General features: G+C 48.5%; 14 protein-coding genes. 4 read left to right on the forward strand and 10 right to left on the reverse strand.

The window, feature by feature from the left end; translation table 11 throughout:
• Positions 1 to 286 precede the first annotated feature (286 nt).
• On the reverse strand, positions 287 to 1,474 hold the full coding sequence (locus CBE68_RS17595) for an iron-containing alcohol dehydrogenase (protein ID WP_087507515.1): 1,188 nt from the start codon (positions 1,472 to 1,474) through the stop codon (positions 287 to 289).
• Between the two features lie 525 nt (positions 1,475 to 1,999).
• On the opposite strand from CBE68_RS17595, the gene arsB reads away from it, so the two are divergent.
• The gene (arsB, locus tag CBE68_RS17600; protein WP_087507516.1) at positions 2,000 to 3,028 is read left to right on the forward strand and encodes an ACR3 family arsenite efflux transporter; all 1,029 of its coding nucleotides are present in this window, start codon (positions 2,000 to 2,002) and stop codon (positions 3,026 to 3,028) included.
• A gap of 210 nt (positions 3,029 to 3,238) precedes the next feature.
• Positions 3,239 to 4,486, forward strand: a complete 1,248-nt coding sequence (locus CBE68_RS17605; RefSeq protein ID WP_087507517.1) for an EAL and HDOD domain-containing protein — start codon at positions 3,239 to 3,241, stop codon at positions 4,484 to 4,486.
• Here CBE68_RS17605 and CBE68_RS17610 read toward each other — a convergent pair whose 3' ends face one another.
• Both CBE68_RS17610 and CBE68_RS17615 read right to left on the reverse strand, forming a co-directional pair.
• A complete protein-coding gene (locus CBE68_RS17610) occupies positions 4,487 to 4,882 on the reverse strand; it encodes a VOC family protein (protein ID WP_087507518.1) in 396 nt (131 codons plus the stop codon).
• Between the two features lie 30 nt (positions 4,883 to 4,912).
• Complete coding sequence (locus CBE68_RS17615; protein ID WP_087507519.1) at positions 4,913 to 5,338, reverse strand: helix-turn-helix domain-containing protein; 426 nt, start codon at positions 5,336 to 5,338, stop codon at positions 4,913 to 4,915.
• A gap of 128 nt (positions 5,339 to 5,466) precedes the next feature.
• Between CBE68_RS17615 and CBE68_RS17620 the strand changes: the two genes are divergently transcribed.
• On the forward strand, positions 5,467 to 6,171 hold the full coding sequence (locus CBE68_RS17620; protein WP_087507520.1) for an SDR family oxidoreductase: 705 nt from the start codon (positions 5,467 to 5,469) through the stop codon (positions 6,169 to 6,171).
• Between the two features lie 133 nt (positions 6,172 to 6,304).
• Positions 6,305 to 6,670 (forward strand): YMGG-like glycine zipper-containing protein, encoded by a 366-nt coding sequence (locus CBE68_RS17625; protein WP_143824616.1) that lies wholly within the window; start codon positions 6,305 to 6,307, stop codon positions 6,668 to 6,670.
• 6 nt (positions 6,671 to 6,676) lie between these two features.
• On the opposite strand, the gene CBE68_RS17630 is transcribed toward CBE68_RS17625, so the two are convergent.
• The 7 genes from CBE68_RS17630 to CBE68_RS17660 all read right to left on the reverse strand — a co-directional run bounded on the left by CBE68_RS17630 (position 6,677) and on the right by CBE68_RS17660 (position 13,073).
• Positions 6,677 to 8,002: an ATP-binding protein gene (locus CBE68_RS17630; RefSeq protein ID WP_087507523.1), complete on the reverse strand. Its 1,326-nt coding sequence runs from the start codon at positions 8,000 to 8,002 to the stop codon at positions 6,677 to 6,679.
• 30 nt (positions 8,003 to 8,032) lie between these two features.
• A complete protein-coding gene (locus tag CBE68_RS17635) occupies positions 8,033 to 8,755 on the reverse strand; it encodes a response regulator transcription factor (protein WP_087507525.1) in 723 nt (240 codons plus the stop codon).
• A gap of 78 nt (positions 8,756 to 8,833) precedes the next feature.
• On the reverse strand, positions 8,834 to 9,526 hold the full coding sequence (locus CBE68_RS17640) for a hypothetical protein (RefSeq protein ID WP_087507526.1): 693 nt from the start codon (positions 9,524 to 9,526) through the stop codon (positions 8,834 to 8,836).
• 155 nt (positions 9,527 to 9,681) lie between these two features.
• A complete protein-coding gene (locus CBE68_RS17645) occupies positions 9,682 to 10,143 on the reverse strand; it encodes a DUF3019 domain-containing protein (protein ID WP_087507528.1) in 462 nt (153 codons plus the stop codon).
• The gene (locus CBE68_RS17650) at positions 10,131 to 10,928 is read right to left on the reverse strand and encodes a MipA/OmpV family protein (protein WP_158100663.1); all 798 of its coding nucleotides are present in this window, start codon (positions 10,926 to 10,928) and stop codon (positions 10,131 to 10,133) included. Before CBE68_RS17650 ends, CBE68_RS17645 begins: the two co-directional genes overlap by 13 nt.
• A gap of 152 nt (positions 10,929 to 11,080) precedes the next feature.
• Positions 11,081 to 11,632, reverse strand: a complete 552-nt coding sequence (ssb, locus tag CBE68_RS17655) for a single-stranded DNA-binding protein (protein WP_087507532.1) — start codon at positions 11,630 to 11,632, stop codon at positions 11,081 to 11,083.
• A 1-nt stretch (position 11,633) separates the two neighbouring features.
• Entirely contained in the window at positions 11,634 to 13,073 is a 1,440-nt protein-coding gene (locus CBE68_RS17660; RefSeq protein WP_229744805.1) for an MFS transporter, read from the reverse strand.
• Between the last annotated feature and the right edge of the window lie 214 nt (positions 13,074 to 13,287).

Consider the following 13,287-nt stretch of genomic DNA (forward strand, 5'->3'; position numbering starts at 1 on the left):
CTAATTTAAAGCCCAATGTATAGTCGCGCTGAGTGCGCTTTCTTTTTGAAGCAATTCGCTTTTCCATCATAGGTCTCCAACGTGTAAACCTATTTCAGGACGGGACAGACGAATGAAAAAAGCACGGTAGATACCGTGCTTTTTTATTGCCTGTCCGACCAATTAACGCCACTCCTGCGCATCCATGCGCCCGCGGCATACCGTCCATCTCTGGACATAAAAAAGCCTCTCATTGAGAGGCTTTGGTGTAGGGTTATTGTAATTAAATTGGTCTTATCAATCGGCTTTATTTACAAAGCTCGTAGATTGCAACGATATCGTCTTTGGTTACTGGGCGAGCACCTGGGGTCGACTGAGGAATTGGACCCGGGAACATCCGAACCACGTCATCAGCCATTTGCTCAAACTTGTCATCCGGAATACCAACATCTGAAAGAGTGAGGTAAGCACCTGTTTCTTTGAGCCATTCCGTAACTTTAACCGATAAAAGCTTGGCTGCTTTGAGGTCATCTTGCTCGGTTACATCGAAACAACGACGAGCTAACTTGGCCCATCGGTGAGGCTTGGCATCAGCCATGTGCTCAAGGTACGCAGGGATAACCACTACCATGCCGCGACCATGCGGTAAATCATAGATGCCGCTCAGCGGCATCTCGATTGAGTGCATTGGAATGCAACCCATGCGGCCTAGCGCTTGAATCCCCGACCAGCCAAAGATAGAGCACAGTGCTAACTGCCCGCGAACCTCAAGATCATCAAGATTTTCAATGATTTTAGCGAAATTTTCCTTCAGACAAAGAATCATGCCTTCAGTTTGACGATCGGCGAATTCAGACTCAGCATCACTCGACAAGTAATGCTCAATCAAGTGCGAGAAGATATCAACGCAACTATCCTGAGTGAGGCGCATCGGCACCGATGCTAATACTTCAGGGTCAACGATAGCGACTTTAGGAATCCGATAAGGCGAGCGAGAGAAGCTCTTTTCATTGGTCTCGGCATTGGTAATAACACCACCGGCATTACATTCAGAACCAGCAGCTGAAATCGTTGGAATTGAAATGATTGGGAAGGCACCGGTGTACTCGCGAGGAACACGGTCACCAAGGACCACGTAATCCCAAGCGTTACCACCAGAGAAAGCTGTTGCAGAGATGTACTTGGAGCCATCAATCACGCTACCGCCGCCTAGTGCGATAACCAAGTCACACTCTTCTGCCTTGAACATTTCAATCGCTTTATCAATGGTTTGAGCACGAGGATTGGGCTCAATACCGGTAAATACGACAACTTCCAGGCCAGCTTCAAGCAACGAAGCTTCGACTGTATCAATTACCGGATCTAGCGGCGAACCTTTAGCATATGTCGCCACCATGGCCTTCTTACCATAGGCTTTTGCAATCTCACCGACTTCGCTGATTCGGCCTGGGCCATAGGTCAATTTTGTTGGAAAATTCCACTCGAATGGAGTCATTCTAAGTACCTCTAACTACTAATTTTTTTATTCTTAATTTCAGACATCAGCGCGAATCGATTGAAGTCTGGCTCTGGTCGTTTTTAAGACATAGCAACTAATGTTTGGCCTGACCGTAAATAAATTTACTCGTCTTACAGTGGGGTATCTGGCTGACCACAAATAGACCGGTTTCACCAAACAACTCAGCGGCGTGACGATCAGGTATAGCCAGTGGATGAACGTCTCACAGGACAACTAACTGCCCCACATAAGCCATCTCAAACCAACATAATGCCAAAATGTAAACATTGGAATACCAACTGTCAATCAATTTACAAACATTTACATTACCAATTGGTAATCAGATCACCATTAATGGTCAGACAGGTATGACTTATTCTCTCATCCTTTTGTTTTTATGCCCTGAACCACGCCTTAACAAAATCTCAACTATCATTTGATTGTACATATTCGATTTTTCATATATGTTGGCAAAAATTTTCTTTTATCATTTCCAACAGTTCTATTTCGAGGGTTCGAAGGATGGGTATTTTTGAGCGTTACTTGTCAGTATGGGTGGCGCTATGTATCGCTGCTGGCGTCGGTCTTGGCATTGTTTGGCCTGGCGTTTTTGAAGCCATCGCACGCTTTGAAATAGCGCATGTGAATTTGATTATTGCGGTGTTTATTTGGGTGATGATTTACCCAATGATGGTTCAAATCGATTTCTCATCAATTAAGGATATTGGTAAAAAACCAAAAGGATTGGTACTGACACTGGTCATCAACTGGTTAATTAAGCCCTTCACCATGGCGGCTTTAGGTTGGTTGTTCTTCAAGCTAGTGTTCGTAGACTGGGTTGACCCCCAGTCCGCCAATGAATACATCGCTGGTATGATCTTGCTAGGCGTTGCGCCCTGCACCGCAATGGTGTTCGTATGGAGCCAGTTGACCAAAGGTGATGCGAACTACACCTTGGTTCAAGTATCGGTCAACGACATCATTATGATCTTTGCCTTTGCGCCATTGACAGCCATGCTACTGGGCGTCTCCGACATTGAAGTACCTTGGATGACCTTGCTAATTTCGGTCGTGTTGTATGTTTTGCTGCCGCTGGTTGCAGGTGTCATCACCCGCTCGCGACTGGAACGTAGTAACGAATCGCATCAGTTAGCGCACTTTTTGGCGCGAATAAAGCCTTGGTCGATTACCGGCTTACTCGCCACGGTCGTATTACTATTTGGCTTTCAGGCCGAAACCATCATTGCGCAACCCCAGACCATTGGCCTCATAGCCATTCCGTTGATGATTCAGACTTATGGTATTTTCATCATCGCCTACGCTGCGGCCAAGTGGCTCAAACTGCCCCATAACATTGCAGCTCCCGCGTGTATGATTGGTACATCAAACTTCTTTGAACTAGCGGTGGCTGTGGCCATCTCATTGTTTGGACTGCACTCGGGCGCAGCCTTGGCGACCGTTGTTGGCGTGTTAGTGGAAGTGCCAGTGATGTTATCGCTAGTCGCAATCGCCAACCGAACCCGTCATTGGTTTGAACCCAGCCAACAGTAAGGCCCTTGCTCCTGATATCGTTTCAACAACAGACATACGGACATTCAACTTGGTTCAAAGCTGAGAGGTGCGACACATAATTATCGCAAAATGAGAATTGTTTAAGTAGAAACGACTCTAATGCTTGACCTATCGATGCGATATAGGGCTCTATTAAACACAGCCAGTTTGTAGATGTTTGTAGTTACCGCTGACTTAGGTGTTTGATTAGTGAAGTTTTATGCTGCCCGCCAAGCGATTTTTAATCGTCGATTAAATGTTGTCGCTTATGAGCTGTTTTACCGAGAGAGTGAAGCCAATACATTCCCTGTTGGGGTCGATCCACATGTTGCCACCAGCCGACTGATATCCAGAACCCATTTTAATAATGGCTTTAAACAATACTGCAGCGGTAAACCTGCGCTGGTGAACTTCAGCGAGTCATCGCTGCTATCGCAAATACCGCATTCCTTGCCACGCGATCAAATTGTGATTGAGATTCTCGAAGACGTGAGTCCAAGCGATAGGGTGCTGCAAGAAGTTCGGGAATTATTCCGAGCGGGCTACAAAATCGCCCTTGATGACTTCGTTTATCGCACCGAGTGGAATCGTTTCTTACAGCTCGCCCGGCTCATCAAATTCGATATTCAAAGAACACCGTTAACGTCGATAAAGTCACTGATCGACAACATTAAAAAGCAATTCCCGAAAACCAAGATCCTGGCCGAAAAAGTAGAAACCCGAGAAGAATACGAGCATGCTAAAGCGCTTGGCTTTGACTTTTTTCAGGGCTATTTTTTCTGCAAACCGGAAATGCTTGAAGGCACCGATGCACAAGCTCGACATGCCGTGTTGCTGGCCACCTATAACTTAGTATTGCGCGAAGAGTTTGACCTAAACAAAGTTGCAGAGCTGTACAAGCACGACGTCAGCTTGACCTACAAGCTACTTCGCTTTATTAACTCCGGTTTATTTCCGATTGTTTCCCCCATTTCCTCCGTTCATCAAGCACTGCGGTACATTGGTAGTGAAGAGACACGTAAGTTCGTACTGATGCTTTTCACAGCAGAAGAACTCAATAGCAAACCCCGAGAGCTGATCAACATGGCGATTCTCAGGGCAAAATTTTGTGAAGAAGTGGCTGAAAAACACCGTTCAGGGCTCGGCGACCAAGCATTCTTAGTTGGCTTGTTTTCATTTATTGAAAACATCATGGACCGGCCAATGGAGGAGGTTCTCGATCAAATCGCGCTTGATCCGGTGTTAAAAGACATTCTGATGCAACAGCCAGAAACTAAGGGTTCGCCACTCACGGTTATTCTCAACACCGCCAAACACTATGAAAAGGGCAGTTGGCATCACTCAGGAATGGAAGCCAAAAAACTGAACCTAGATTACGACGATTTAGCCAGTGCTTACGAGACAGCAATTAAATTGGTCGATCGCTACAACCAAATTGACCGAGAGCCGCTGCGCTGATCAGTCAAGCGCTTCGGTAACGAACTCGGCGACAAAGTTCGCCTCTAGCCCAACGCCCGCCGGCGATTTGAAAAACACCTGAGTCATGTTCAGGTGTTCATTCACCTGACTCCTGAATGGCACCTTGAGCTCCTCTAACGTGGTTAGCAACGACGCCAAGCCAGTCATCCGGAATGCAATGTGATCCAAATATCCGTCTTCGCTTTCGTTGCTATGGTTGTCACTTTTCGATAAGTGAATCACTGCTTGCTCACCGTTGTATAGCCAGTAACCCTGTTTAGCAAACTGCGGCCGACTGCCAGCAGCAAAACCGAACACGCGATAAAAGAATTCTTTTTCTATCAACAGCACCTCCATCGGCGCGCTGATATTAAAATGGTCGAACTGAACAGACATCACTACCTCTCCCTATTACAACTGCAATGGCTAACACATGCCTAACACGTAACGAGCAAACGGCTTAGCCTCATCGACATCGAAGTAGCCATCTTTCTTCTTTGTCGCTCGCATGTATTGATAAGTGGCGACAATTGCCTTCATTAATTTTTCATTTTGAAGGTTAAGCTCTTCACTCTCGGCAAGGTTTAGAGTCAGTTGCATCGCCGTTTCCAAGGCTTCCATGTCAACCACTTCGGCTTTGCGATACTGATAACCACAACCGGTTGCCAGCCATTCCAATGAACAGTTGGCTTTGATAGCAATCTGGTTGGCCTTAGCTAATCCCGGCTCAGAGCCATTTAGATATTTGCGGATCAAGCTTTCGCTCAATTCGACTTTACGAGCAAAAGCACTGACGCTCATATCGCCCATTAATTCGCGCAAGCGCAGGGCAAAGTCATTTTGTTCTGGCATCGATGAAGTTCTCCTGTCTGGCCAAAATCGTACCAAAGTACGAACTATCTCGCACCATAGGATTGAAAATACGCCGTCAGTAACGACAATTCAGGCAACCCATTTGCCAGCATGTACGGAGCGTAACAGTGGAATCAATTGTAGGTAAAACCATCATCATCACCGGCGGTGCCAGTGGCATCGGCCTTGGCATTGCCGAAGCGCTGATAGCCGAAGGTGCCAATGTGGTACTGAGCTCTCGGCGTAGCGACCTATTGATGGAACAAGCCCTTCAGCTGTCCAATAAAGGTCCAGGAAAAGCCATCGCCGTAGCCGCCGATGTCAGAAGTAAGAATGACGTCCAACGAGTAGCCCAAACTGCACTTGAACGATTTGGTCGCATCGACGGCTTGATCAACAACAGCGGGCTTGGTGTGCAGGATTCGATTGAAGATTGCCCAGAGGAAAACTGGGATTTGGTAATGGATACCTGCGCCAAAGGAACATTCTTAATGACCCAAGCAGTGTTACCTACGCTTCGTCAACAACAATCGGGTCATATCATTAACATTGCCTCACAAGCAGCGAAAAATGGCTACGCCAATGCTGGCCCCTATTGCGCAGCAAAATTTGCCGTGGTTGGATTTGCTGCCGCGTTGCAAGAAGAAGTAAGACAACATGGCATCAAAGTGCACAGCCTTTGCCCAGGATTAGTCCAAGTGCCTAAACCACTCAATGACGCCGATCAGATGGCTGGCTGGTTGCAAGTTGAAGACATGGCCAACGCGGTGCTGTATGTGCTGCAACAACCCAAACGCGTGTTCCTTGAAAACATCGGACTCTATGGCTTCTAACGCTCATCAAGCCGGTGGCGGCTCAACGGGTCATGGTTAATGTCGTTGAGCCAAGCTTATTGACAGATTTATACAGCACAACCACCAGCTCTGTGGCATCATCGGTGCCGAAGTAGTAATCAAAGATACCCTGATGTTTGTAAACAAAGCGCTAATGCCGCTGGTAATCGTGATGTCCCTTGGTCTCTCGGGCCTCTATGGTTGTGCCAGTACAGAGTCTCACCGACCAATAGTGATTGGCGATGATCTAGCGGAATATGAAGCTGACTTGGCGCAATGCCAGCAATTGGCCAAGCAACAAGACAATGATACCGAATTCGGCACTATGATTGGTGCGGTAGGCGGAGCCATACTTGGTGCTGCGGCGGACGATGCGCTCGCCGGCGCCGCGATCGGTGCTATTGCTGGAGCTATCGCAGGGGAAGCAAGCAGCAGTCAAAGCCAGCGGCAACTAGTCGTGCAATGCCTCCGCGACAAAGGCTACAACGTCAAAGACTAGTGGTTGTTATTCGCTTTGCTGGACAGGCCAGCTGAGAATAAAACTGGCACCACCCAGCGGCGAATCATCAATTCGAACCTCGCCGCGATGCAGCTTCACATAGCGTTTAACAATAGCCAGTCCTAAACCAATACCACCAGACTTTCGGTCGCGACTTTTGTCTAGTCGAACGAACGGCTCGAATAAGCTTGATCTGCTCTCAACCGGGACTCCTGGACCATCATCATTTACAGCAACCAAAAGTTGTTGTTGTCGGATGGTCAGGTTCACTTCAACCACAGTTGCGGCATAACGAACAGCATTGCGAATTAAGTTATCGAGCATCCTCATCACCGCTTCTCTATCACAATGGATCAAAGGTAATGGTGTTTCAGTCGTTAATTGGAACTGCAGTTGCGGCTCAGTGAGGCGAAAGTTCTCCAACACTAAATCGGCTAGCTCAGACATGTCCTCGAGATGTAATTGCAGCAACGGTTCTTCACGATCAAAGCGAGCATAGGTCAGCAACTCATCCACTAAGCCATCGAGCTGCTCAATATTGTCGTCCATGGTATCAAGGTATTTCGCCACCGCTTTGGGATCATCGAGCTCGCGTACCATTTCCATGGCAAAGCGGAGTCTGGCAATGGGCGTTCGAAGCTCGTGAGAAATACCGTGGGATAACTCTTTGTGCGATTTAAGCAAGCGTTGGATTCGCTCGGCCATCGCATTGAATCGCTCGACCAGGTTTTGTAGCGGTGCCGAGACATTGGCTTTGGCACGAGCGGAAAAATCACCTTGGCCAAATTTGGTGGCGGTTTGCGTCAAAGTCATCAAACCGCGGGATATCGGCATGGCCCAAGCGAACACAAAAATACCGAGGCCAGCGAGAAACAAGATGAGATAGACCAAATCAGCATGACCTGCAGAACCAGTAACGATAGGACCAAGTACAATCAGATGCTGGGTACCTGAAAGCTGGCGCACAAACCAACTATGACCGCCATCATCATCAAACCATGTGATCACCCCGCCCTGCTGCAAATAGTCTCGCTGCTGTGCAGACAGCACTAACCCAGTAAGTTGCTTTAACTGCAGTTCAGGTTGGCGCTGGAATAACTGCAAAGGAAAGCCAAATGATGGCTGTATCGCATCAACAAAACTAGCGCGCTGCGCTTCGGGTCGGCGCCGCAACTCTCCGTCGAGCAAAAACAAGGTTCCGCGATGCAAGTCGAGATCATTAGTCACTTGCTGACGCTGACCATAATGCTGGTACAACTGCTCAACGCCCCAGCCGAGACCAACAATGGCGATAAGCAACAACAAGTAAAGCCGAGCAAATAGGTTCTTCATGACAATCCAGCTTGAGATTCAGCCCCAAGCCTATTCCCACGCATCGGAGACAAACAAATAGCCTTTTTTCCAAACCGTTTTAATGCGGTGAGGCTTGTGTGGGTTGTCGCCCAACTTCTTGCGCAACCGCGACACCAACATATCAACAGTGCGATCCATACCGTCATAGCCAAAGCCTCGCAAATGGCTAAACAATTCATCGCGGCTGAGTATGGTATCGGCTTGCCGAGCAAAAAAGCTCAGCAAATCGATCTCATTGGTGGTCAATTCAATCGCAGCGTTGTTCAACATGACTTCACGCTTGTTGGTATTTATGACCAGTTGGCCAAATTGCAGCTCACCTGTCGCTTCAGCGTGCTCACTATCATCACGGTGAACTCGGCGCAGAATGGCATTCACTCGCGCCAGCAATAACCTTGGTTGGACTGGCTTACAAATATAATCGTCAGCACCGACTTCAAGGCCGACAACCTGATCAATATCATCGGTACGTGCCGTTAGCATCAATACCGGCACATCTGACTGCATTCGCAACTGACGGCATACATCGATGCCATTGAGTCCAGGCAACATAATGTCCAAAATCACCGCATCAGGTTGTGCTTCGATAATTCGCTCAACAGCTCGATCGCCACGTCCTTCCAAGGTGACCTTGAATCCCTGTAACTGAAAATACTCTTGCACCAGAGTCGCCAGCTCTTCGTCATCTTCGACGACAAAGATATGCCGTGGTTCCGCTTCCGTATCGGTCATTGAATGCATATTTCCATAGTTGGTAAGCGGCGAGTTCTGAAGGCTCCTCGCCGCAGTTAAGCTAGCCAAAATTGTGTCCTAAAAGCGGTAGGAAATATAGCCACCAATCGCTTTCTCCAATGAGCTATCGCTTTTATAGCCATTGCGAACCGAATCGAAATCAGTCCAATGAACAAACAACCCCAAATCGGTTTGCGGGCTGTAAGCGTAATTCAAGCCCAAGTTTGCACTGTGGGCTTGGTCCTGAGTAAAGTCTTCCAAATGGTGATAGCTGTACATCGCTGCAACGCTCCAAGCATCGATCAAGTGGCGTTGAACGCCAATAGAGCCGACAATTTCCTTGCGATCTTTGCGCTTCTCTTCATCCCAGTGATTGTAATTCATCGCAAACAACAATGCGGTTTTGGCATCGAATAAATAGCGCCCGCTCAGATCTGCACCATAACCAAAGGCATCATCACCACTACTAGTTTCCCGGTAACCGGTTAAACCCGCACCTGTCGTCAACTCCAAACCACTGCCAGTTTCATCGAGCTGATTGATGAATCGATAGCGAACGCCCAACAAACCGATGGTGAAGTCATCGGTGACACCATAGGCCAGCATCGGCATCGCAGCCCAACTTTTATCACCATTGCTTTCTTCACCGTAGAGCACCGCAGCACCAAGCTGCACTTCGTTATCATCGAGCATCATCGGCGGCAGCAAATCAACAGCCAAGCAAGGGCCAATGCATAGGGTAGAGATGGCTGCAGTTAAAAAACGTTTCATCGAGAGATTCCTTTTTCATTAGGGGACATCAACGCCACTAATGCTATGGAATGACTCGGTTAACATCTTTAACAAAGATGTCGCAAGCTGTTGAGCAAATGTCAAAATCTGTCAGCTTCGGCGACAAGATGTGTCGGCAATGACCTCTGCGGTAGTTAGAACACCCGCCAAAACGCGCGCCGACGCTTGGCTCTCAAGCGCTGTTCCAGAGCCCAAGTGATGGCGACTGTAGTTTGTGCTGCAACAGAACCATCTGGCCCTCTCGTTAACCAGTACGTTCGGTCTTGTTCTGATGAAAATGGCAGCGCATGAGTACCTGACCAATCATCGCGCCAGCATCGCAGCGGCTCTGTCAATTGACTATCCCAAAGACAAAAATGACCGGCTCTTGGCGTTTCCCAAATTAGCGTTAGGTTCATTTCACACAATGATTGGCCCTTCACTAACTCGCACAATGCCGGGCTGGCCTGTAAGGTCGGGATTTCAGTATTCAGCTCGATGTTGAGAGAATCATCAGTTGCCCCATTACTCTCGCCGGTATTAGCAAACACCGACGCACTAGCAAAGCAACTCACGATGGCAAGCAAAACAAAACGATAGCCAGTTAGAACGACCACAGCACCCCCGCATGAATGCTATAGGTTTCATCTCGCCCGGCAACAATCGGGCTATCACTAATTTCATTGCTGACCTTGGCATATCGGGCAAAAGAAATCGCCGACCACTGCTCGTTAATCGGCCGTTCGGCATAAAGTTGAATGCCGCCACGCCAAGCGCTACTTGCTCGATACTCCGGTAATTGAGCGGATGCCTCATGGCTATCGACACCAAAGTAGTAATCAGTAATGTTGCTATCGAGAAACTCGACAAACAACGAGGGGGCAAACAAATAACCAGCCCGATAGATTGGGATCCCCCAGTCAATACTGCCGTAAAGGCCATCATGATTACTCAACGCATCATGCAGCAAACTGAGCTTCAGCTCAGCACGACCAATTGTGCGGTAGTACTCAAAGCCAACTTCCATCGAGTTGCGCCGTTTATCAATACCATCGAGCAAGTTACCTCGCTCTTGTGCGCCTTCGGAAATACGCTCAAACAGCGACTCAGCAACTAGGTTAACGACGTTCTTGTCATCTTCGTGGAGGGTATAGCCAATGGTGGTAGAGCGCCGGTTAACCGGATTGGTCTCGATAAAGAAGCGCTTGTAGTACAAACCGCCGCTAATCACACCATGGATGGTCAACTGCTGGTCGTATTCTTCAATACTTTTAACCAGCCCCTGTTCGTAGCTCAGCACCGCGCCAATATCGATTTGCCAATGGAAGTCAGTCTCGGGCGAATTTTGCTCTGCTAGGACCAAGCCACTGACCAGCAGCAAACAAGCGAGTAAATAGCGCATCACCAGCACCATTGCGAACCTGCATTGGGGCTACGACAAGCAAAATATGAGGTGTCGGTCATCTTCCTTGATCCTCGGAGGCAAATGAAAAGGCCACGTTGAACGTGGCCTTCGACTAAATAACTAAGTCAGTGATCGTTCCTAGACCTAGCCTAGAACGGAATATCGTCATCAAAATCAACAGAAGGCTCAGCACTGCGTGGCTGTTGGTTTTGTTGCGGCGCTTGTTGGCGCGGAGGCTGGCCACCGGCAGGGGCACCTTGTGGCGCGCCGTAGTTGCCGCTTTGGTTTTGATAGCCGCCTTGTTGCGGTTGCTGAGCCATTGGCTGACCCATGCCCTGCCCTTGGCCGCCTTGACCACCACCGGCACGACCACCGAGCATTTGCATTTGATCGGCAACGATCTCAGTGCTGTAGCGATCCTGGCCGTTCTGATCCTGCCACTTGCGAGTTTGCAGTTTGCCTTCAATATAAACTTGCGAGCCCTTGCGGAGGTATTCACCGGCAATTTCACCCAAGCGACGGAACATCACCACGCGGTGCCACTCAGTGCGCTCTTGAGGCTGACCTTGTTGATCTTTCCAGCTTTCAGAAGTAGCCACCGTAATGTTGGCGACCGCATTGCCGTTTGGCATATAGCGGACCTCTGGATCCTGGCCCAGATTACCAACCAAAATAACTTTATTGACGCCACGTGTGGCCATACTAATTCTCCTTCAATTCTGCCGCAGGGGCATTAATCAACGCCATCACGCGTTGCGCATCAAATTCGTGCTTGTTTACTTTTAAATAGACAACCTGCTCTTCGGGCACATATACGGCCTCAGCAACACCAGGCTGTTCAAGTAACTGATCGAGCCAGTTACCATTGGATTGGGTGACAGCAAAATTCACAGACTTCAGATGATGGCGCTGTTGCAAACCTAATGCAAATACCGCCCAACCTAATAACGCGATCAGCATCGCAATAAAGACCGCTGTTTGACCATGCCATTGCAACAAACTGCCAGCAACTAATCCGCCAACAAATGCTCCACCAAACTGACAAGAGGTGAAAATTCCCATGGCACTGCCTTTTTGCCCGGCTGGAGCAAACAAGCTCACCATACTCGGTAAGCCCGCTTCGAGATAATTGAATCCAGCAAAGAACAACACAGCGGCAACCAACAGAATTAAGTAGCTTGGTGATGTTACAAACAATGCAGTCGCAGTGGCCATCAGTAAAGCAGAACAGATTAATCCGGCTTTGATTTGGCCCCGCGCATTAAACACTTTCATCATTGGGATCAGCAAGACAAAACTGATCAATAAAACTGGCAATAGGCTATGCCACAGCTGGCTACCGCTAGCACTAACCGGAAGTAGCAAACTCGGCAAGACAGTGAACAAGCAAGTCATGCAAAAATGAATGACCAATACCGCACTGTTGAAGCGCCACAACTGACCATCATGAACCAGTTTCTTCATCAGAGGCCAACGAGCCGAAGTATCACCTCTTGGCGCCACCGAAGTGGCATCAGGCACCCAGAAGCGGATCACCAAGATCGACAACATTGACAACCCAGCGGTCAACCAGAACAAGCCAGCCAAACCAAACGGCCCGGCCACCAGCGGTCCTACGATCAACGCTATAGTGAAGGACAAGCCGATGAACACACCAATCACGGCCATCACTTTGGGTCGCTGCTCGTCACTACTGAGGTCCGCCGCCAGCGCCAACAAGGCACTGGATATAGCCCCGGCGCCTTGCAGCGCGCGGCCAATCGTGACCCAAACAATATGGTCAGCAACCGCAGCAATCACACTACCAATAGCAAAAACCACCAAACCGGCATAAATCACTGGTTTGCGACCAACCCGATCTGACAAATGCCCCATAGGGATCTGCAAACACGCCTGAGTCAGACCGTAGATGCCAATGGCCAGCCCCATCCAAAACGACGTAAACCCTTGTAGTTCAGGGCCGTAGATGGCAAAAACCGGCATGATCATGAACAAGCCCAGCATTCGCGTGGCGAATACACTGGCTAAACCCATGGCAGCTTTGCGTTCGGTGGCGGTAAATCCCATCAGAGCGATAATCAGGTCGAAAAAATCAAAGTCGCCGATTCTAGCATGTGGTGTAGCACCAATCCACGCAGACATTTGCCTACTCTGCGTGGCGCAACCAGCTGATTGCTTACCTTGAACGAATCTCATTTACTTTTTGCAATGAAATCAACTAACAACCTTGTTAATCGACAGGTTTACCAGAGACAACTGACGGCCCTGAATTGGTGTAATCAATTTGTCGCTTGGTTGTAACGACATTTAGTTGTCTAAAAAAGATCTGAATCAGCGCTGATCATCGTTTCAGATT

Origin of the sequence: Neiella marina, assembly GCF_002165625.1 — a bacterium.
In the GTDB taxonomy this organism is placed as follows: domain Bacteria; phylum Pseudomonadota; class Gammaproteobacteria; order Enterobacterales; family Neiellaceae; genus Neiella; species Neiella marina.

Excerpts from the sequence above, each read along its gene's own strand:
- arsB (WP_087507516.1), top strand. The coding sequence starts at position 2,000 with ATGGGTATTTTTGAGCGTTACTTGTCAGTATGGGTGGCGCTATGTATC.
- CBE68_RS17650 (WP_158100663.1), bottom strand. The coding sequence starts at position 10,928 with ATGCGCTATTTACTCGCTTGTTTGCTGCTGGTCAGTGGCTTGGTCCTA.
- CBE68_RS17635 (WP_087507525.1), bottom strand. The coding sequence starts at position 8,755 with ATGACCGATACGGAAGCGGAACCACGGCATATCTTTGTCGTCGAAGAT.
- CBE68_RS17615 (WP_087507519.1), bottom strand. The coding sequence starts at position 5,338 with ATGCCAGAACAAAATGACTTTGCCCTGCGCTTGCGCGAATTAATGGGC.
- CBE68_RS17625 (WP_143824616.1), top strand. The coding sequence starts at position 6,305 with ATGTTTGTAAACAAAGCGCTAATGCCGCTGGTAATCGTGATGTCCCTT.
- CBE68_RS17610 (WP_087507518.1), bottom strand. The coding sequence starts at position 4,882 with ATGTCTGTTCAGTTCGACCATTTTAATATCAGCGCGCCGATGGAGGTG.
- CBE68_RS17630 (WP_087507523.1), bottom strand. The coding sequence starts at position 8,002 with ATGAAGAACCTATTTGCTCGGCTTTACTTGTTGTTGCTTATCGCCATT.
- CBE68_RS17595 (WP_087507515.1), bottom strand. The coding sequence starts at position 1,474 with ATGACTCCATTCGAGTGGAATTTTCCAACAAAATTGACCTATGGCCCA.
- CBE68_RS17660 (WP_229744805.1), bottom strand. The coding sequence starts at position 13,073 with ATGTCTGCGTGGATTGGTGCTACACCACATGCTAGAATCGGCGACTTT.
- CBE68_RS17640 (WP_087507526.1), bottom strand. The coding sequence starts at position 9,526 with ATGAAACGTTTTTTAACTGCAGCCATCTCTACCCTATGCATTGGCCCT.
- ssb (WP_087507532.1), bottom strand. The coding sequence starts at position 11,632 with ATGGCCACACGTGGCGTCAATAAAGTTATTTTGGTTGGTAATCTGGGC.